Source organism: Lentzea aerocolonigenes (genome assembly GCF_000955955.1).
GTDB classification, from domain to species: domain Bacteria; phylum Actinomycetota; class Actinomycetes; order Mycobacteriales; family Pseudonocardiaceae; genus Lentzea; species Lentzea aerocolonigenes_A.
Window position 1 is genome coordinate 61,048 of sequence record NZ_JYJG01000076.1, and the last position, 16,911, is coordinate 77,958.

At 67.8% G+C, this 16,911-nt stretch carries 16 protein-coding genes; 10 read left to right on the top strand and 6 right to left on the bottom strand.

Annotated elements, in window-relative coordinates:
* Position 1 precedes the first annotated feature (1 nt).
* On the top strand, positions 2–277 hold the full coding sequence (locus tag UK23_RS51500) for a hypothetical protein (RefSeq protein WP_156213073.1): 276 nt from the start codon (positions 2–4) through the stop codon (positions 275–277).
* Here the strand turns inward: UK23_RS51500 and UK23_RS13255 are convergent.
* From UK23_RS13255 to UK23_RS13265, 3 genes are all read right to left on the bottom strand, one after another.
* Positions 270–3,503, bottom strand: a complete 3,234-nt coding sequence (locus tag UK23_RS13255; protein ID WP_045311768.1) for a S8 family serine peptidase — start codon at positions 3,501–3,503, stop codon at positions 270–272. The two genes, UK23_RS51500 and UK23_RS13255, sit on opposite strands and share 8 nt — an antisense overlap.
* A gap of 251 nt (positions 3,504–3,754) precedes the next feature.
* Positions 3,755–4,297: a hypothetical protein gene (locus UK23_RS13260; RefSeq protein ID WP_045311769.1), complete on the bottom strand. Its 543-nt coding sequence runs from the start codon at positions 4,295–4,297 to the stop codon at positions 3,755–3,757.
* A gap of 22 nt (positions 4,298–4,319) precedes the next feature.
* A complete protein-coding gene (locus UK23_RS13265) occupies positions 4,320–4,766 on the bottom strand; it encodes a hypothetical protein (protein ID WP_045311770.1) in 447 nt (148 codons plus the stop codon).
* Positions 4,767–4,858: 92 nt separating this feature from the next.
* On the opposite strand from UK23_RS13265, the gene UK23_RS13270 reads away from it, so the two are divergent.
* Positions 4,859–5,548: a hypothetical protein gene (locus UK23_RS13270; RefSeq protein WP_052684625.1), complete on the top strand. Its 690-nt coding sequence runs from the start codon at positions 4,859–4,861 to the stop codon at positions 5,546–5,548.
* On the opposite strand, the gene UK23_RS13275 is transcribed toward UK23_RS13270, so the two are convergent.
* Together UK23_RS13275 and UK23_RS13280 are read right to left on the bottom strand one after the other, a co-directional pair.
* The gene (locus UK23_RS13275) at positions 5,541–5,975 is read right to left on the bottom strand and encodes a DUF6098 family protein (RefSeq protein WP_231114493.1); all 435 of its coding nucleotides are present in this window, start codon (positions 5,973–5,975) and stop codon (positions 5,541–5,543) included. The two genes, UK23_RS13270 and UK23_RS13275, sit on opposite strands and share 8 nt — an antisense overlap.
* Positions 5,976–6,242: 267 nt before the next feature.
* Entirely contained in the window at positions 6,243–6,665 is a 423-nt protein-coding gene (locus tag UK23_RS13280) for a cupin domain-containing protein (RefSeq protein WP_045311772.1), read from the bottom strand.
* A 73-nt stretch (positions 6,666–6,738) separates the two neighbouring features.
* Here UK23_RS13280 and UK23_RS13285 point away from each other — a divergent pair, with 73 nt between their 5' ends.
* The 4 genes from UK23_RS13285 (at position 6,739) to UK23_RS13300 (ending at position 10,275) form a co-directional block, all read left to right on the top strand.
* Positions 6,739–8,394 (top strand): FAD-binding dehydrogenase, encoded by a 1,656-nt coding sequence (locus tag UK23_RS13285; protein WP_045311773.1) that lies wholly within the window; start codon positions 6,739–6,741, stop codon positions 8,392–8,394.
* Positions 8,395–8,472: 78 nt separating this feature from the next.
* Positions 8,473–9,276 (top strand): S1 family peptidase, encoded by an 804-nt coding sequence (locus tag UK23_RS13290; RefSeq protein WP_045311774.1) that lies wholly within the window; start codon positions 8,473–8,475, stop codon positions 9,274–9,276.
* 55 nt (positions 9,277–9,331) lie between these two features.
* On the top strand, positions 9,332–9,811 hold the full coding sequence (locus UK23_RS13295) for an NADPH-dependent FMN reductase (protein WP_045311775.1): 480 nt from the start codon (positions 9,332–9,334) through the stop codon (positions 9,809–9,811).
* Positions 9,808–10,275, top strand: coding sequence for a flavin reductase family protein (locus UK23_RS13300; RefSeq protein WP_045311776.1), 468 nt, complete (start codon positions 9,808–9,810; stop codon positions 10,273–10,275). The genes UK23_RS13295 and UK23_RS13300 overlap by 4 nt, the downstream gene beginning before the upstream one ends.
* On the opposite strand, the gene UK23_RS13305 is transcribed toward UK23_RS13300, so the two are convergent.
* Positions 10,264–11,955: an FAD/NAD(P)-binding protein gene (locus UK23_RS13305; RefSeq protein ID WP_045311794.1), complete on the bottom strand. Its 1,692-nt coding sequence runs from the start codon at positions 11,953–11,955 to the stop codon at positions 10,264–10,266. The genes UK23_RS13300 and UK23_RS13305 overlap by 12 nt on opposite strands.
* A 191-nt stretch (positions 11,956–12,146) precedes the next feature.
* On the opposite strand from UK23_RS13305, the gene UK23_RS13310 reads away from it, so the two are divergent.
* From UK23_RS13310 to UK23_RS13325, 4 genes are all read left to right on the top strand, one after another.
* On the top strand, positions 12,147–13,244 hold the full coding sequence (locus UK23_RS13310; RefSeq protein WP_045311777.1) for an LLM class flavin-dependent oxidoreductase: 1,098 nt from the start codon (positions 12,147–12,149) through the stop codon (positions 13,242–13,244).
* Positions 13,241–13,708, top strand: coding sequence for a GNAT family N-acetyltransferase (locus tag UK23_RS13315; RefSeq protein WP_045311778.1), 468 nt, complete (start codon positions 13,241–13,243; stop codon positions 13,706–13,708). Before UK23_RS13310 ends, UK23_RS13315 begins: the two co-directional genes overlap by 4 nt.
* Positions 13,709–13,954: 246 nt before the next feature.
* Positions 13,955–15,985: a putative bifunctional diguanylate cyclase/phosphodiesterase gene (locus UK23_RS13320; RefSeq protein ID WP_196777721.1), complete on the top strand. Its 2,031-nt coding sequence runs from the start codon at positions 13,955–13,957 to the stop codon at positions 15,983–15,985.
* A gap of 66 nt (positions 15,986–16,051) precedes the next feature.
* Positions 16,052–16,888, top strand: coding sequence for a S1C family serine protease (locus UK23_RS13325; RefSeq protein ID WP_045311779.1), 837 nt, complete (start codon positions 16,052–16,054; stop codon positions 16,886–16,888).
* Positions 16,889–16,911 lie beyond the last annotated feature (23 nt).

Here is a 16,911-nt window from a genome sequence, read left to right on the forward strand (position 1 = left end):
TATGAGAAGACCACACGCCGTCGCGTCTTGTGCGCTGGCTCTCGGGAAGCCGGACTGGATCCGGGCCGAGCAGGCGATTCGCGGCGGCTTCCTCATCGCGCCACCGACGAGCACCGTGCAGCCGGGACGCGATGAGGCCGTCGTGTCGCGGGATCCCGGAATCGGCTTCCTGCGCGCCGAGATGCCGGTCGACGACGTGGAAGAAGAAACCCGAAACCGCGGAAAGCCCCAGGATCTCGTGAATCCTGGGGCTTTCCGCGTTCGAACGACTAGCTGACGGACTGAACGATCACGGCACCGCGGCCGACGACGTTCTCGCCCGACGTGCGGACCTCGAGCTCACCGCGCAGCACGCGGCCGGCACCCGGCTGGCCCTGCGGCGTGATGACGCCCGCGACGTTCCACGACGAACCGGCGGCGTGGTCGGCGTTGACGTCGGACACGGTCAGCGTGCCCAGACCGGCCGAGACGTAGGCGTCGAAGTAGTCGTACTGCGTGGTGCCCGTGGGCACCGCGAAGCCGTCCACCTGGACGCGCCACAGACCGGCGGCCGGGTTGTTGAGCGTCACCGACTCCTCGGAGTCGCCGTCAGCCGACTGACCGGCGACGACACACGAACCCGACGTGCAGTTCAGCAGGAACAGGTCGAGGTCGGACGCGGCGTCGGACGGGCTGCCGATCGTCGCCGTGATCCGCGACGCGCCCGCCGGAACCTGGATGTCGAAGAACTTGGTCTCCTGGTCCAGGATCGTCGGACGGCTCGTCACCGCGCTGCCGACCGCACCCGCCACGAGCCGGCCGTTGAACGCGGCCTGCGTGTTCGTGACCGTGTAGTTGCGGTTCACCGGCGTGCCCAGCGCCGCGGACGCGATGACGTCCGGGTTCGGGCTGATCGTCGTGCCGAGCACGGACGCGGTCACCGAGTACGGCGCCTCGTCGACGTCGGACGTGCGGCGCGCCTCGACCACGATCTCCCACACACCGGCCATCGGGCTGGTGATGGTGCGGCTGTTGGGCGTGCCACCGGCACAACCGGCACCGGCGTCCGGGTTGTAGCAGCTGGTCGACGCGTTGGACTCGACACCGACACCCTGCGGGGTGAAGCGCAGGAAGCGGACCTGGCCCTTGCCGGGCTCGCCGCCACCGGTCAGGTCGACCTTCAGCGCGGTCGTGCCCTTGGGCACGTTCACGAAGAGGCTGGTCGTCTGGTTGCGGGCGATCGTGCCGGACTTCGTGACCGAGAACTTGTTGGCGGCGTTGAAGTTCTGCGCCGCGAACACGGTGTTCAGGGTCTGCGAGTCGATGCCGGGCGTCTCCGGGTTGTCGATCTGCAGGATGGCGCTGTGCACGCCCGCCGTCTTGGCCTTGACCCGGACGGTGAACTCGACCGGGGTGTTGAGCGGCAGGTTGACGGTGCGGTCCGACTTGAACGTGCCGTCGTTGCCCTTCCACGTCACGTTGTGCGTGTCGTGGTCGTCACCCGTGGTGCGGGTCAGCGTGTAGGTGCGGGTGTACTCCTGGCCCGCGGTCGCGCCTTCACGGTCGTGGATGCCGACACCGGTGTTCGGCTTGGCCAGCAGTCCGCTGAGGACGGTGTTGACCTGGACCGAGGTCGTGATCTGGTTGGGCTGGGAGTGCTTGTCCAGCAACGACCACGCGGCGTTGGTGTTGAAGAGGCCAGCGCCCTGCTCGTAGGCCTGCAGGTTGTCGACCCACTTGGCGCTGCGCTGGATCGCGTACCGCAGCTCGGCGCTGGTCGGCTTGGTGCCGTTGTGCGTGGCCTTGAACGCGCTCACGAGCAGCGCGGCGGCACCGGTCGCCTGCGGGGCGGCCATCGAGGTGCCGTTCAGCATCGAGTAGCCGGGCGGGAGGCTGTAGGTGCCCGCCACCACGGTGGCCTCCAGCCAGCGCGGCGTGGTGGAGATGGCCGAACCCGGCGCGACGATGTTCGGCTTGAAGCCGCCGTCCTCACGCGGGCCGCGCGACGAGAAGCCGTGCAGGCTCTGCTTCTGCGCGGTCTTCGAGCCGTAGTTGGAGAGCCAGGTCTGGCTGGTGATGTACGAGCCGACGCTGACGGCGTCCGTGGCGACCGACGGGTCGCCGACCGTGTTGGCACCCGCACCCGAGTTGCCCGCCGAGATGAACAGCTGGACGTTGTACTCGTTGATCGTGCGGTTGTAGAGCTCAGCGCGGGCGTTGTTGCCGTCGTTGAGCGCCGGGAGACCACCGATGGAGATGTTCACGACGTCGGCGCCGTTGCGCGCGGCGTAGAGGACACCGTCGATGAGGCCCGAGCTGGTGCAGGAAGGCGTGGAGAGACAGGCCTTGACCGCCATCAGCTTCGCGCCGGGGGCCGCGCCGTCCATCTTGCCGCCGAACAGCTTGTGCGCCGAGGTGATGCCGGCGACGTGCGTGCCGTGTTCACCGGCGGCGATGCCGATGCTGACGTACGGCGTGCCGCCGTTGTCGTAGATCGACTTGTCGGTCTGCACGACGAACGCCACGCGGTCCATGACCGCGGTCGCGGGGTTGTCGGTGCCGAAGAACCCGGAGTCCTTCTTGACCTTGTAGTCGATCATCCGCGGGTTGTTGGTGAAGTTCCCGTCACCATCGGTGTCGACGAAGACCTCCTTCGTCGTGATGTCCTGGAGGACACCCCACGAGTCGAGGCGGTCGCCGTCGCGGTTGATGTCACCGCCCATCTCGCTGTCCGGCCCGCCGAGGTCGCCGGCGACCTCGCGGAAGAGACCGAACGAGTACGGGCCGCCGGTGGCCGGCGCCGTCCACTCCTTGCCACCGTTGGTGAACTTGCCGACGGTGCCGGTTTTGGTCATGGTGACCCAGGTGCCGTCGCCGGACGCCGGGTTGTTGGCCGTGAACCAGTCGACGACCTTGCGCTCACCGGTGCTGGTCGTCTGCAGGGCAGGGGTGTCCAGGTCGATGCCGGAGTCGATGATCGCGATCGTGGTGCCGCGGCCGTCCCACTTCGGGTGCGCGGTGGCGAACTGCGCCGCCTGCGTGTCCTGGGTCGGCATGTACGGGTTGGTGCGCGGCGTCGACGAGCTCGGCGGCGTCTGCGGGGCCGGCTGCTCCGCACCCTGCGGGCGCGGGTCGTCGAGCGCGACGAGGCCGTCGACGTCCACGGCGTTGACGGACTTCAGCTTGGCCGCCTTCTCCGCGTTGTCGCGCGGGATGGTGACCTTGACGTAGTCGACGTCCTTCTCGGTCTTCTGGACCGTGGCGCCGAGCGCCTTCAGCTCGCTGACCGCGGCGTCGGTCTTGCCGTTCTCGGCGGCGACCAGCAGGTCGACGGTCGGCTTGCCCTCACGGGCGGCCTGGTCGACGAGCGCGCGGTCCTGCTTGTCCAGCTGCTTGTCGGCGGCCGGCTTGTCCTGCTGCGCGGCGTTCTGCGCGATAACGGGGGTGGCGGCGAAGCCGAGCCCGGCAGTGCCCAACACCGCGGTCAGCAAGACCGTTCCGGTGCGGCGTCTCCAGTTCTTCACGGCGCATGTGCCCTTCGTGGGGTAAAGAGTGCTCCGAAGTGCATCTCTTCGTCTCGCGAGGGGCAATAGTCCCACCGGGCTATTTTCTGGATCCACATTGGACTGTTCAGCGTCTTGTCCGGGCGCACTTGTAGTGCTGCGCGTTTCTTTTACGCCTTAGAACGAGCAGTCCTCCTCCAGTCAAGAGCTGATAGAGGGGAATGTCAAGTCTGCGTCAACGGTGAACACTGCCGGTGTGTAACGGGCTGACCTCACCGGACGATGGATTGATCGCTATTCCCGCCGAATAGCGACTTCAATCTCGCCCGCATGCGGGCGACGAGGCCCTGGCCGGTCGCGAGGGGTTTCGGCTGCGCTCCGCACGTCGGGCAGGTCGCGCGGTGTGCTTTCAGCGCGCGTTCGAGTTGCCGGACGTGGTTTGCCGTCCGCTCGGGCACTGAATCCTTTTTGATCGAGAGCAGACTCAGCTCCGTGAGCGCCTCTGTGCCGTTGTGCAGACGGACGGCCGGCGCGATCGTGTGGAAGAAGATCAGGTTTCGGCGTCTTTTGGGCTCGATTGTTCGGACATCGCACCACTGAATGGCGGCCTGGCGATCGAGGCTGTTCGACGTAATGCCGTCGGACGTGAGCTTCGTTCCCATCCGGAAACTGCGCCACGCGACCGTGCCGCCCATCAACGACCACAGGCCGCCGAAGACGTAGCCGTACCAGGGACCGCCCGCCATCGCGATCGGCCCGCTGGCGGCAACCGCGCCACCGAGCCCGAACAGGATCCATCTCCACCTGGTGTGCATCTCCCCATCCTGTTTACCCGATTCAGGGGCTTGTTCTCTCAACGCTCGCCGCACGCGGTCTGTTGAACACGAAGATGGCGGCCAGCGCCCACACCAGGAACACCGGGAACGCGCAGAGCCCTGCCATCCCGACGGAATCGGTCAACCCCACCCACTCGGAGCGAGGGCCGGACACCCCCAGCAGCTCGAGCGCCGGGATCCACGTCAGGACGAAGTTCTTGTCACCGCCGAAGAACAAACTCGCCAGCAGGGTCCCTGCGGACATCCCGGCGAACGGCACCCACACGTGCCACGACAGCACCCGGGACCTCAGCAGGGCGATCGCCAGCATGGTGGGCACCAGCGCCAGCACCGGTCCGATGACCGTCATCATGAAGAACAAGGTCTCCAGACCGCCCCAGCGCATGCGCAACACCACTGCCGCCGTCAGCGCGGCGAGCTGAAGCGCGAGGTTCGCAGCGGGTCTCATCGGCAGAGAATGCACTCGCGCAGGTCACCGACACATCGGTAGAGCTACTCGTTCCGCAGGACTGGAGGCTGATCAGGCGCTACCTTGCGCGCATGGACCTCAAGCTGGTCGCCGACGAGCTCTACGGGCTGTCCCCGAAGGAGTTCACCGCGGCCCGCAACGCCGCCGCCAAGCAGGCCGACGACAAGGACCTCGCCAAGGCCATCGCGGACCTGCGCAAGCCGACCGTGGGCGCGTGGGCCGTCAACCGGCTGGTCAGGGACGCGCCGAAGGGCCTGGACGAGGCACTGGGGCTGTCGACGGCGCAGCTGACCATGCGAGAGCTCGGGCGCAAGCGCAAGGAGCTGCTGGAGGCGCTGGTCTACCGGACGCTGGAGCTGACCGGGCCGCTCGCGGACGACGCCGTCACGCAGGTGCGGAACACGCTCACGGCCGCGATGTCCGATCCCGAGTCGGCCGAGCAGGTGCGCAACGGGCACCTCACGAAGTCGCTCGAATATTCGGGGTTCGGCTTCGCGCTGCCGGTGCCGGAACCCGCGCCGGACGACGGTGAGGACGCGCTGGCCCGCAAGCGACGGGAGCGGCAGGAGCGCAAGCGGGCCGAGGCGCAGCAGGCGTTGGACGAGGCCGAGCAGGCGCTCGGGGAGGCGCAGGCGGACCAGCTGGCGGCGCAGCGGGCGTTCGACCGGGCCGCGGAACGGCTGGAGGACGCCAAGCGGGTCGCGAATGCGGCGGAGAAGGCTCGCAAGGCCGCGGAACGCAAGCTCAACGATCTCAGCTAGAGCGGTCGAGCGGACCCCACTCGTCTGATTGCTGGGCTTCGACCAGGTCGATGCACTCCTGCAACGCGGTGTCGGCCACCCACGCCAACGGTTCGAGGCAACGGACCAGTGGCTCGTTGTCCGGCCCACGGCCCACCAACGCGCCGCGCAGCACCCACGCGCGAACGTCCGGGCCGCGGAGGTCACGCAGGTGGCGGTAGTCGAAGAGGCGGCGCGCCACCCACAGCTCACGGGAGCGCTCGCCCCACCACGGCTCGATGCGCAGCGGGCTCGCGGACAGGCCCGGCAGCTCCACGCCGGTCAACGAGTCGCGCGACGCCGAGGCGGCGTCCGCGTCCGGGCCTTTCGACCAGCGCACGTAGACGTCGTCACCCAGAAAGCCGACCAGTTCGGCGAGATCCGTGATCGTGGGCAGTGCATCCGTCACACCAGGTGACATACCCCGGCCGAACCTGAAGCGAACCTGAAGGAATTGAGCCCGGTCACAGTCAAAACCAACCGGAACACAACGCTCCGGTTGTACGTTCAACAATGTGGTTGGCCGCGGGCGCTCGAGCTGCTCGCCAGGACGATCCGGCACCCCCAGGCTGGAAAAGTCCTTCCGCAGGCGTTGCGTGCTCGCGCCGCGGTCAACCCGCCGTCGGCCGGCACGTCCGGAGACCCCCCTCACCGGTAGTGGCGGTCGGCGGCATCCCTAGTCGAGGTTGTACTGGTCGTGCCGGGCGTAGAAGGCGGCCAGCGCCTCCGGATCGAGCCCCTTGGCCTCACCGACCTCCAGGAAGAAGTTCTCGCGGGCGATCCCCGGTGAGAACAGGATCAGCATCCGCACCGGCGCGTCGCTGTCGTTGCGGAACGCGTGCGGCCGGTTCGGCGGCACGTACAGGAAGTCGCCCTCCCCGCCCTTGATCCACTCGTCGCCGTCGTACAGCGAGATCTCGCCTTCGAGCACGTAGAACGACTCGGAGAAGGTCTTGTGGAAGTGGGGGCGCGCACCGGGTTGGCGGGCTTCCATCCGCCACTCGAACAGGCCGAACTCGCCGTTCGTCACTGAGCCGGGCGCGACGAAGCGGGTGGTCCTGGTGCTGAAGCCCACCTCGGCAGCAGGTCGAAAGCTCATCGAAAATCAACTCCCCAGATATGAAAATAGCTCAGGTCTCGTGCATGACCAGCGGTGGATCTATGCTCGCTCGATGGCACATGACGCGGATGTCATCGTCGTCGGCGCGGGCCTCGCCGGTCTCGTCGCGACCGCAGAGCTCGCGGACGCGGGCCGCAAGGTCATCCTCCTGGATCAGGAGCCGGAAGCGACCCTCGGCGGCCAGGCGTGGTGGTCGTTCGGCGGGTTGTTCCTCGTCGACACCCCCGAGCAGCGCAGGCTCCGGGTCAAGGACTCGCACGACCTCGCCCTGCAGGACTGGCTGGGCTCGGCGCAGTTCGACCGCGACAGCGACCACTGGCCACGGCTGTGGGCACAGGCCTATGTGGACTTCGCGAGCGGTGAGAAGCGAAGCTGGCTGCACAACATGGGCGTGCGCTGGTTCCCGTTGGTGCAGTGGGCCGAACGCGGTGGCTACCTCTCGAGCGGGCACGGCAACTCGGTGCCGCGCTTCCACGTCACCTGGGGCACCGGGCCTGGCGTGGTCGAGCCGTTCGAGCGCCGGGTGCGCGAGGGGGTGGCGAAGGGGCTCGTCACGCTCAAGTTCCGCCACCGAGTCACCGGCATCAACGTCACGAACGGCGCGTGCGACGGCGTGTCCGGCGAGGTGCTGGAGCCGTCCGCGGTCGGCCGTGCCGAACCCAGTTCCCGCACAGTCATCGGCGATTTCTCACTCAATGCGCAGGCTGTGATCGTCACGTCCGGTGGCATCGGCGCCAACCACGACCTGGTGCGCAAGAACTGGCCGGAACGCATGGGCACGCCGCCCAAGTTCATGCTGTCCGGGGTGCCGGACTTCGTGGACGGGCACATGATGGAGGTCGCGCAGAAGGCCGGCGCGTCGATCATCAACGCCGACCGCATGTGGCACTACCCCGAGGGCATCGCGAACTACGCGCCGGTGTGGGGCAGGCACGGCATCCGGATCCTGCCCGGCCCGTCGCCGCTGTGGCTCGACGCGGACGGCAACCGGTTGCCGATCCCGCTGTTCCCCGGTTTCGACGCGCTGGGGTCGTTGCAGCACATCACGACGCACGGCCACGAGCACTCGTGGTTCGTGCTGAACAAGAGGATCATCGGCAAGGAGTTCGCGCTGTCGGGCTCCGAGCAGAACCCGGACCTGACGGGCAAGGACACGCGGGCGGTGCTCAAGCGCGCGCTGCCGGGTGCGGTGGCGCCGGTCGAGGCGTTCGCGCAGAAGTCCGAGGAGTTCATCCAGGCCGGCACGGTCGCGGACCTCGCACGCGGCATGAACGCACTGACCGGGGACTCGCGCATCGACGCGGCCGCACTGGAGAGGATCATCGTCGAGCGCGACCGGCAGGTGACTTCAGGGCTGGGCAAGGACATGCAGGTCAACGCGATCCGCGCGGCGCGGCACTTCCTCACGGACAAACTGATCCGCGTCGTCGAGCCGCACCGGTTGCTGGACCCCAAGGCGGGTCCGCTGATCGCAGTCCGGTTGTCGGTGATCACCCGGAAGACGTTGGGAGGCCTGCACACCGACCTGTCGTCGCGGGTGCTCGACAACTCCGGCGAGGTGCTACCGGGGTTGTACGCCGCCGGTGAGGCCGCGGGCTTCGGTGGCGGTGGCGTGCACGGATACCGTGCGCTGGAAGGAACTTTCCTCGGCGGCTGCCTGTTCTCCGGACGGGTCGCCGGTCGTGCCGCGGCCGAGGCGGTCTCCTAAGTTACAGAGGCGAACTGAGACGAGACATCCGCCGTTCCTTGCCGCGTAACCGATGTTCCCGCGCGGAAGGAACGGCGAATGTTCTCACGAGGTGGAATCGCGACGGCCCTGCTCGTGCTCGCGATGGCGGGCACGGCGGTCGCGGATCCGTCCGTCCAGGTGGTCGGAGGCACGCGAGCGTCCATCAAGGACAACCCGTTCGCGGTGTACCTGGCTCCTCCGGCCGACACGCGCGACCCTCACTGCACAGGTGTGGTCGTCGCCCCGAACAAGATCCTCACCGCCGCGCACTGCGTGGACGAAGGTGTGACCGGGCCGAAGCCGATCCCGTTGAACAAGCGCGTGGTCGTGGCCGGACGCGAGAACGTCCACAGCACCGACGAGGGTGTGGTCGCGAAGCTCACCAAGATCGTCATCAACCCGAAGTACGACGGCATCTCCTTCGACTCGGCCGTGCTCACGCTCGACCGTTCGCTGAAGCAGAAGCCGATCAAGATGGCCGGTGCGGCCGACCGCGCTCTCTACCAGCCGGGCAGGTCGGCCACGGTGATGGGCTGGGGCGCGGTCGAGGAAGGCGGCAGCACCAACGGTTATCTGATGAAGGCGTCGATCCCGATCCTCGAGGACGAGACGTGCCGCGTGTTCTGGGGCGAGGACGACGAGGGCAACGACTTCTACGAGAACAGGAGCATGCTGTGCGGCGGTCACCAGGAGGGCGGGATCGACGCCTGCAACGGTGACTCCGGTGGCCCGTTCGTCGCGGGCGGCAAGCTGATCGGCCTGGTGTCGAAGGGCGTTGGTTGCGCCAGGCCGAAGCATCCCGCGATCTACGCGCGAGTCGATGCCGTCAACTCGTGGGTTGCCAAGGAGATTTCGCACTGATCTCGCGTGGTGGACGCGGGTTGACGGTCCTCCGGCTTGCGGCTGTGCTGAAGGCATGACGCAGATCGGTGTTCTGGTCGGCAACCCGCGGCCCGCCTCGCGCACGCTGCAGGCGGCCCTGGCTCTGCGCGAGGCGCTGGCCTCGACGTTGGGCGTGCCCGTCGAGGGACCTGTGGTGGAGGCGGCTGAGCTGGCACCGGCTGTGTTCACGCAACCGGACACGATCAACGCCGCGCTGGAGACGTTGGGACAGGCGGATGTCCTGGTGATCGCCACGCCGACGTACAAGGCCGCGTACACCGGGCTGCTGAAGGCCGTGCTGGACCAGGCGCCGCCGGGATGGTTGCGCGGCAAGATCGTCGTACCGCTCCAGATCGCCGCGTCGGACAAGCACGCGCTGGCCGTCGAGGTGCATCTGCGGCCGGTGCTCGCCGAGCTGGGGGCTGTCGTACCACAAGCGGTGTTCCTGAACGAGGCCTCGCTGCCCGCCGACGTCACCTCCTTCGACCTGGAAGCCCTGAAGGTGCTGCGATGAAGGAACAGCTGCGCAACGCGTTGAGGCACCACGCCCAGGCCGTCACGATCGTCACGGCCACCGGGTCCGGCGGACCTGTCGGCACCACGGTGTCGTCGTTCACCTCGGCGTCCTTCGAGCCGCCTCTCGTCGTCGTGTGGATCGGCGAGGGCGCCTCGGTGTGGCCGGTGCTGCGAACCGCGCCGCTGTTCGCCGTGCACCTGCTGGACGCCGGCCAGACCGGGCTCGCGGACCTGTTCGCCACCAAGAACGTCGACCGGTTCGGCGCCGAAACCCGGTGGCGGCCAGACGAGGACGGCGTGCCGTGGCTGCTGGACGCGCCGGTGCGGCTGCGGTGCCGGACCGCGCGCAGGATCGCGGTCGGTGATCACATCGCGCTCGTCGGCGAACCGCTCGACATCACGCACTCCGACATCGCCACGCCCCTGGTGCGGCACCAGGGGCGCTACACCTCAGTCGCCTAACACCTTCAGGATCTCCCGCGCCAGCACGTCGTTCTGCCGGAACGCCGGCGCGTTGGTGTGCGGTCGCGCGAAGGCCGCGAACGCCCTGCCCGTCGTGTAAGGCCCGACGGCGAACCGCGTCGGGTCTTCTTCGCCTCGATCGTTGATCAGACGTCCTTCCGGAGACACCCGGACGAGCCCGGCGTCGTCCTCGGAGACGTCACCGACCGCGCGCAACGACTGCAGCACGGGATCAGCCGTGCGGGACAACGAATGCGTGGGCAGGCGCGCCTCGATCAGGCCGTTGGCGCGCACCACGTCAGGCGTGGTCGGACTGCCCGCCAGGAAGGCCCCGTCGACCGCGTCCACCCACATGTCGGCGCCGACGAACCGCACGATTCCCGCACGTGACAACGCCAGCAGCTCCTCCAGCCGGTCCGGCGGCGGACCGGAGGCGAGGTAGCTGAAGTAACCGTGCCACCAGCCGTCGTGCGGCATCACCTGCGCCATCTGCCCGTAGACCGACAGCAGGGCCAGGAAAGCACCCAGATCCGCGCTGTGCCGGGGATCGGAGCGGCGGGCCACATCAGCCTCGATGTACGCGCGCAGGTGGTCCTGGAACTCCTCGCCGGACGAGAAGGTCAGGCCGGTCAGCGGACGGTCCAGCCGTTCGAAGTCGATGCGGTCGGCCGGGTCGGGTACCGCGAGAAGCTCCAGCTCGCGCATTTCGTCGCTGTACCAGTCCAAACCGGCGAACGACGTGGCGAACTCGACGAACGGCATCCGCACCAGACCGGGATGGCCGGTGAAGAGCTCGTGGTAGTAACCCCACGCGATCTCCTTGGCCATCAACGGCCACACGTCCGCCCGGAAGTCCAGATCGCTCTTCAACGCCTCCGCGGTGAAGAAGTAAGGCAACGAAGGCCTGGTTCCCTGCAGCCGGTAGCCGGTCTTCGAGTGATACGGCACGCCACGGCGCGAGCCCACGAACAGTCGCGGCTCCAAACCTGACGGCACGTACCGCAACAAGCCGTCAACGCGCTCGTACCTGCCACCACGGCCCTCGGTCAGCAACACCATCAGGTCGATGAACGCGAGCCCGAACCCGCGCAGCACAACGTCTCCCGTGACCTCAGAAAGATCGGCATCGGCGGAGTACAACGGCGGCACGTAGACCAGGCCGTGCTCCGAGGCGTGTTCGGCGAGCTTGAGGTGCTCGGGCTCCGGTTCGGCGTCGAGGTGCCCGAGCGCCAACACGAGGACGTCAGCCTGGAGCGACTCCCCGTTGTCCAGCCACACCCAGTTGCCGACGACCTTCAACGCACGCGCGGAATGCACGGTCACCGAGATGTTCGGAGGCAGAGATTCCCTCACGTGGTCGAAGAACCAGGCGAGGTACTTGCTCTGCACCTGACGTGACGGGAACGACGCCGGGTCGACGTCACCCCACTCCGACAACGACGGACCGGGACGAACAGGACCAACGCCGTCGAAGCTGGCATCGGTGAAGACCGTCACGTCCTCGGCCATGGAGTTCATTCGCAGCAACGGTGACTGCGCGCGCCGCCACACCCGTCCCGCACCAGGCGGGAAGGGGTCGATGACGTGCACGGCCAGGTCCAGCGTCGGCGATTGGGCGGCAATGCGTTCGAGCAGGCCGGCGGCACGAGGACCGCCGCCGATGACGACGAGTGAGCGCATGCGCGTCTTTCCGTTGGAGTTCAACGAGAAACGAGCCGCGCCCCTCAACGCGAACACCACCACAGTACCCCGCGCGTGCAAGCAAATCCCGCTCTGTGGACACCGTTGCGACGAGCGAGCGACCGGTGTGCACTCGAAGAGCGTCTCCCTCAACGCACCCCTAAATCTCCTACAGCTCTGGGGAATCGGCCATGCCAGTTGAGTTTCTCGGGATCGCAGCCACGAACAACGGGTCGGAGACGACACCGCGGTCGGGTGGAGCGTTCGACAAGGACTACACGATCAGGCTCGCTCGGGCGCACGAGGACCACGGGTGGGACCGCGCGCTGTTCGCGTACGGGTCGGGCGCGCCGGAACCCGCCGCGGCAGCGGCCTACCTGGCGTCGAAGCTCGACAAGCTGCAGATCCTCCTGGCACACCGGCCGAACGTCTCGTACCCGACGTTCGCCGCCAAGACCTTCGCGACGCTGGACCAGATCAGCGACGGCCGGCTGACCGTGCACTTCATCACCGGCGGCACCGACCACGAGCAGCAGCGCGAGGGCGACTACCTCACCAAGGACCAGCGCTACAGCCGCACGCGCGAGTACATCCAGATCGTCAAGAAGGCCTGGATCAGCCGCAACGCGTTCGACCACGACGGCGAGCACTACCAGTTCGCGGACTTCGTGAGCGACGTTTTCCCGGTGCAGCAACCACGTCCCGGCGTGTCGTTCGGCGGCTCCTCCCCCGCCGCTTATGCCGCGGGTGGCGCGGAAGCGGACATCTTCTGCCTGTGGGGCGAGCCCTTGGCTGAAACCGCCCAGCAGATCGAGTCCGTGAAGCAGGCCGCGAAGAACGCCGGACGCAAGGACGTGCCGAGGATCCAGGTCGCGTTCCGGCCGATCATCGCGCCGACCGAGGAACTGGCCTGGGAGAAGGCCTATCGGACGGTCGAGCGGATCGAGGCGCGGAAGGCGAACGGACCGTTGAGCCGCAGGCATTCCCTGACGAACCCCGAGAACACCGGCTCGCAACGACTTCTGGCCGTCGCGGAACGAGGTGAGCGGTTCGACCGTGCATTGTGGACGCCCACCGCGAAAGCGACTGGCGGTGCGGGCAACTCCAACGCGCTGGTCGGAACTCCGGAGACGGTCGCGCAGGCGTTGCTGGACTACTACGACCTCGGCGTGGACATCCTGTCGGCGCGCGGATACGACCTGCTGGACGACGCGATCGACTTCGGCCGGTACGTGATTCCCCTTGTGCGCGAAGAGGTCGCGAAGCGGGACCGGGCCAAAGCCGCATGACCACTCTCGAAGTGCGCCGCGTCCGGCAGTCGGATCCGGACGCGGCGCCGTTGGTCGCTGAGCTCACGTACGAGTACACGACTCGCTACGGGCCAATGGGCGCACAGGAAATGCAGCGCGCTGCGGACGTGTTCGAACCGCCGCACGGGCAGTTCCTGCTGCTCCTGGAGGCAGGTCAAGCCGTCGCGGGCGGAGCGTTCAAACGCTTCGACGACGAGACCGCCGAGCTGAAGCGGATCTGGACGCATTCACGCCACCGCCGCCGCGGCCTGGCCCGCCGGGTCGTGGAGGAACTGGAGAAGGAGGCACGGGCGTTCGGCTACCGCCGCCTCTACCTCACCACCGGACCGCGGCAGCCCGAGGCGAAAGCTTTGTACCTGGCGACGGGCTACACGCCGCTGTTCGACGTTGACACAGACCCACTGACAATAGGTCCGCTCGCCTTCGAGAAGGTGATTCATTAGTTCAAACGAGTGAATTCGTCGCCAATCCAGCCATTCGTGACCGGGAATCCGGGTTCGGTTGGACAGGCCAGTCGTGATCAGTAAGCTGTTTCGCTGGACCCACACCCGGTGGTGGTACTGCGCGGGGATGTCACCCGTTCGACCGAATCTGGCGGAAGTGGGTTGCGCAGGCGTATCGATTGGCGTCCGACGATCGATCAGCAGATCACCCCGGTCCCCACGAATGGCCACTTGAGCTGAATGAACATGGTCGACAGCCGAGAGCACGCCGTCCACTGGGCGGCGATGATCTCCACCACCCTCCTCGCGAACCTCACCCGCGAGAAGCTCCAGGAACTGCTCGGCGGCTACGTCGAGCAGTTGCTCGGTGGTGGAGCGGACGACGCTCGGCAGGTCGGCCGGTCGATGGTCGAGCACGACTTCATCTCCTCGGCGACGCTCGAGCAGACGCTCTCCTACCTCGGTGAGCACGAGCTGGTGACGCCGGGCCAGCTGGCCGCGCTCGCCGCCGGGTACGCGGAGGGGCTGCGCGACCGCACTCTCGACCAGCAGGAGATCAGCCGCACGGCCGCGATCAACACGATGCGCCGCGCGGAGAACGCCGTCCGGGCGAGCGAGGCGAAATTCCGGGCGATCTTCCAGAGTTCCGCGTTCCCGATCGTGGTGGTCGACCTCGAGGGCAAGATCATCGACGTCAACGAGGCGTTGCTGACGATGCTCGACTACAAGCGCGAGGACATGCACAAGATCACTGGGCGCGAGCTCGCGCACCCCGACGACCGCGAGGCGTTGCGGGAGATCGGCCAGACGCTGATCACGACCGAGCTCGACCACATCAGGGTCGAGAAGCGGATGATCCGCAGCGACGGCGAGACGATCCAGACGCACATGGCGATCTCGCTGGTGCGCGAGCAGGAGAGCGCGCCCCCGTACTTCGTGACGATGATCGAGAACATGAACGAGATGCGCGCGCTGCAGACGCAGCTCGTGCGGCAGAGCCTCAACGACATGCAGACCGGCCTGCCGAACCGTGCGCAGTTCCTCGGCTGGCTGGAGGGCGCGGTCGGCACCAAGGGCCCGGAGGCGCTGGCGCTGGTGCAGGTCGACATCGACGGGTTCCGCGGCGTGAACGACGCGTTCGGGCACGAGGCGGGCAACCGGGTGCTGAACCAGGTCGCGACGCACCTGCGGGCGGTGTTCGGCGAGGTCGGCAAGGTCGCGCGGATCGGCGAGGACGAGTTCGGCGTGCTGATCAAGGACCCGCGCGACGTGCTGGGCGTGATCGCGCTGGTCGAGGAGTTCACCGCGCGGCTGGAGGAGCCGATCTGGATCGGCCCGCACGGCGTCGGCGTCACGACCTCCGTCGGCATCGTGGCGCGGGCGGCTCGTGGTGGCGACGCGGTGGACCTGTTGCGCGCGGCGGACGTCACCGTCGGCTGGGCGAAGCGCGACGGCAAGGCGCAGTGGGCGTTGTACGACAAGGATCGGGACCTGCGCGACAAGGAGAGATACGCGCTCGCCGCGTCGATCCCCGGTGCGCTGGAGGAGGGCCAGTTCCGGGTCGACTACCTGCCCGTGTACTCGTTGACCGACGGTTCGATGATCGCCCTCGAGGCGAAGATCGTCTGGAACCACCCGGAGCGCGGGGTGTTGTGCCCCGACATGTTCATGGACCAGTCCTCGGCCAACGGCATGATCGTCCGGCTCGCGCACTGGGCGCTTTCGGAGGCGTGCGCGCAGGCTGCGTCGTGGTACTCGGCGCTGGGGGCTGCCACGCCGGCGCTCTCCTTCGACCTGCCGCCGCGGTTGTGCCAGGAGCCTGAACTGGTCGCCGAGGTCGCCCGCGTGCTGGAGCGGACGGGGTTGCCCGCTTCGTTGTTGCGCTTCGAGCTGCACGAGCACCTGCCGGCGTTGCTGAACGACGAGCAGATGGAAGAGCTGACGATCCTGGCCGAGCGCGGAATCGGCCTGGTGCTGGACCAGATGAACGGCGGCAACGTCGGGGTCGACCGATTGCGGCAGCTGCCGTTGAGCGGCGTGAAGTTCACCGGTGCCGTCGTGCACGGGCTTGATTCCGGGGCGAACCGCGTCGACGAGAGCGCGTCGGTCGCACTGCTGCAGTGGGCGTCGATGCTGCGGCTGCCGCTCTACGCCGAGGACGTGCGCACCGACGCCGAGGCCGCGCGGCTGGCGGCGCTGGGCGTGACGGGCGGGCAGGGGCCGCACTTCGGGCCGCCGCTGCTGGCCTCAGATGTCTCCTCGCTGCTTCTCAGCTAGTTCTTATCAGGGTTTATTTGGCTTGGCCCACAGGTTGCTCACATGATGGCGGTCCATCGTGGAGTCATGACCGAGCAGAGCTTCCCCGCGATGAGCGGGTCACTGGTGGAACCGCAGCCCGCCGTTACCCCGGCGCCGAAGTTCTGGCGCCGCACGGCCCCGATGCTCACCGCGGCGGCACTCGTCGCCGGGTTGTTCGGGGGTGTGACGGGCGCGGTCATCGCGTCGCCCGACTCGACCCCGTCGATTTCTTCCCCCGTGTCGGCGCAGACGGTCTCCAACACGTCCACATTGGACTGGTCGTCGGTTGCTTCCTCCGTGCTGCCCTCGGTGGTGCAGGTGAACGTCGGCAACGGCCTCGGCTCCGGCGTGATCCTGTCCTCCGACGGCAAGATCCTCACCAACAACCACGTCGTCGCCTCCGCCGGCGGCCAGGTCACCGTGACGCTGAACGACGGCCGCACCGTGCAGGCCAAGGTCGTCTCCACGGACCCCACGTCCGACCTCGCCGTGCTGCAGGCCTCTGGCGTGTCCGGCCTGACGCCGATCAAGTGGGCGGACTCCAGTTCCGTGAAGGTCGGTGACGCGGTGATGGCCATCGGCTCGCCGTCCGGCCTGCAGGGCACCGTGACCACCGGCATCGTCTCCGCGCTGGACCGCAAGGTGACCGTGCCCGGTGAGACGCGCCGCGCGCAACCCGTTACCTACCAGGCGATCCAGACCGACGCGTCGATCAACCCCGGCAACTCGGGTGGTGCGCTGGTGAACGCCGCCGGTGAGCTGATCGGCATCAACTCGGCGATCTACTCGCCGGCGTCGAGCAGCGGTGAGGCCGGGAGCGTGGGCATCGGGTTCGCGATCCCGTCGAACCAGGCGAAGCAGATCGTGGACCAGCTCAGCTAGTGGCGTGGCCCGGAACGTTGCCG

Bases quoted from the DNA above. Each gene is read 5' to 3' on its own strand.
- UK23_RS13305 (WP_045311794.1), bottom strand. From the start codon at position 11,955: ATGCGCTCACTCGTCGTCATCGGCGGCGGTCCTCGTGCCGCCGGCCTG.
- UK23_RS13300 (WP_045311776.1), top strand. From the start codon at position 9,808: ATGAAGGAACAGCTGCGCAACGCGTTGAGGCACCACGCCCAGGCCGTC.
- UK23_RS13260 (WP_045311769.1), bottom strand. From the start codon at position 4,297: ATGCACACCAGGTGGAGATGGATCCTGTTCGGGCTCGGTGGCGCGGTT.
- UK23_RS13295 (WP_045311775.1), top strand. From the start codon at position 9,332: ATGACGCAGATCGGTGTTCTGGTCGGCAACCCGCGGCCCGCCTCGCGC.
- UK23_RS13285 (WP_045311773.1), top strand. From the start codon at position 6,739: ATGGCACATGACGCGGATGTCATCGTCGTCGGCGCGGGCCTCGCCGGT.
- UK23_RS13325 (WP_045311779.1), top strand. From the start codon at position 16,052: ATGACCGAGCAGAGCTTCCCCGCGATGAGCGGGTCACTGGTGGAACCG.
- UK23_RS51500 (WP_156213073.1), top strand. From the start codon at position 2: ATGAGAAGACCACACGCCGTCGCGTCTTGTGCGCTGGCTCTCGGGAAG.
- UK23_RS13310 (WP_045311777.1), top strand. From the start codon at position 12,147: ATGCCAGTTGAGTTTCTCGGGATCGCAGCCACGAACAACGGGTCGGAG.
- UK23_RS13265 (WP_045311770.1), bottom strand. From the start codon at position 4,766: ATGAGACCCGCTGCGAACCTCGCGCTTCAGCTCGCCGCGCTGACGGCG.
- UK23_RS13320 (WP_196777721.1), top strand. From the start codon at position 13,955: ATGGTCGACAGCCGAGAGCACGCCGTCCACTGGGCGGCGATGATCTCC.
- UK23_RS13290 (WP_045311774.1), top strand. From the start codon at position 8,473: ATGTTCTCACGAGGTGGAATCGCGACGGCCCTGCTCGTGCTCGCGATG.
- UK23_RS13280 (WP_045311772.1), bottom strand. From the start codon at position 6,665: ATGAGCTTTCGACCTGCTGCCGAGGTGGGCTTCAGCACCAGGACCACC.
- UK23_RS13315 (WP_045311778.1), top strand. From the start codon at position 13,241: ATGACCACTCTCGAAGTGCGCCGCGTCCGGCAGTCGGATCCGGACGCG.
- UK23_RS13270 (WP_052684625.1), top strand. From the start codon at position 4,859: ATGGACCTCAAGCTGGTCGCCGACGAGCTCTACGGGCTGTCCCCGAAG.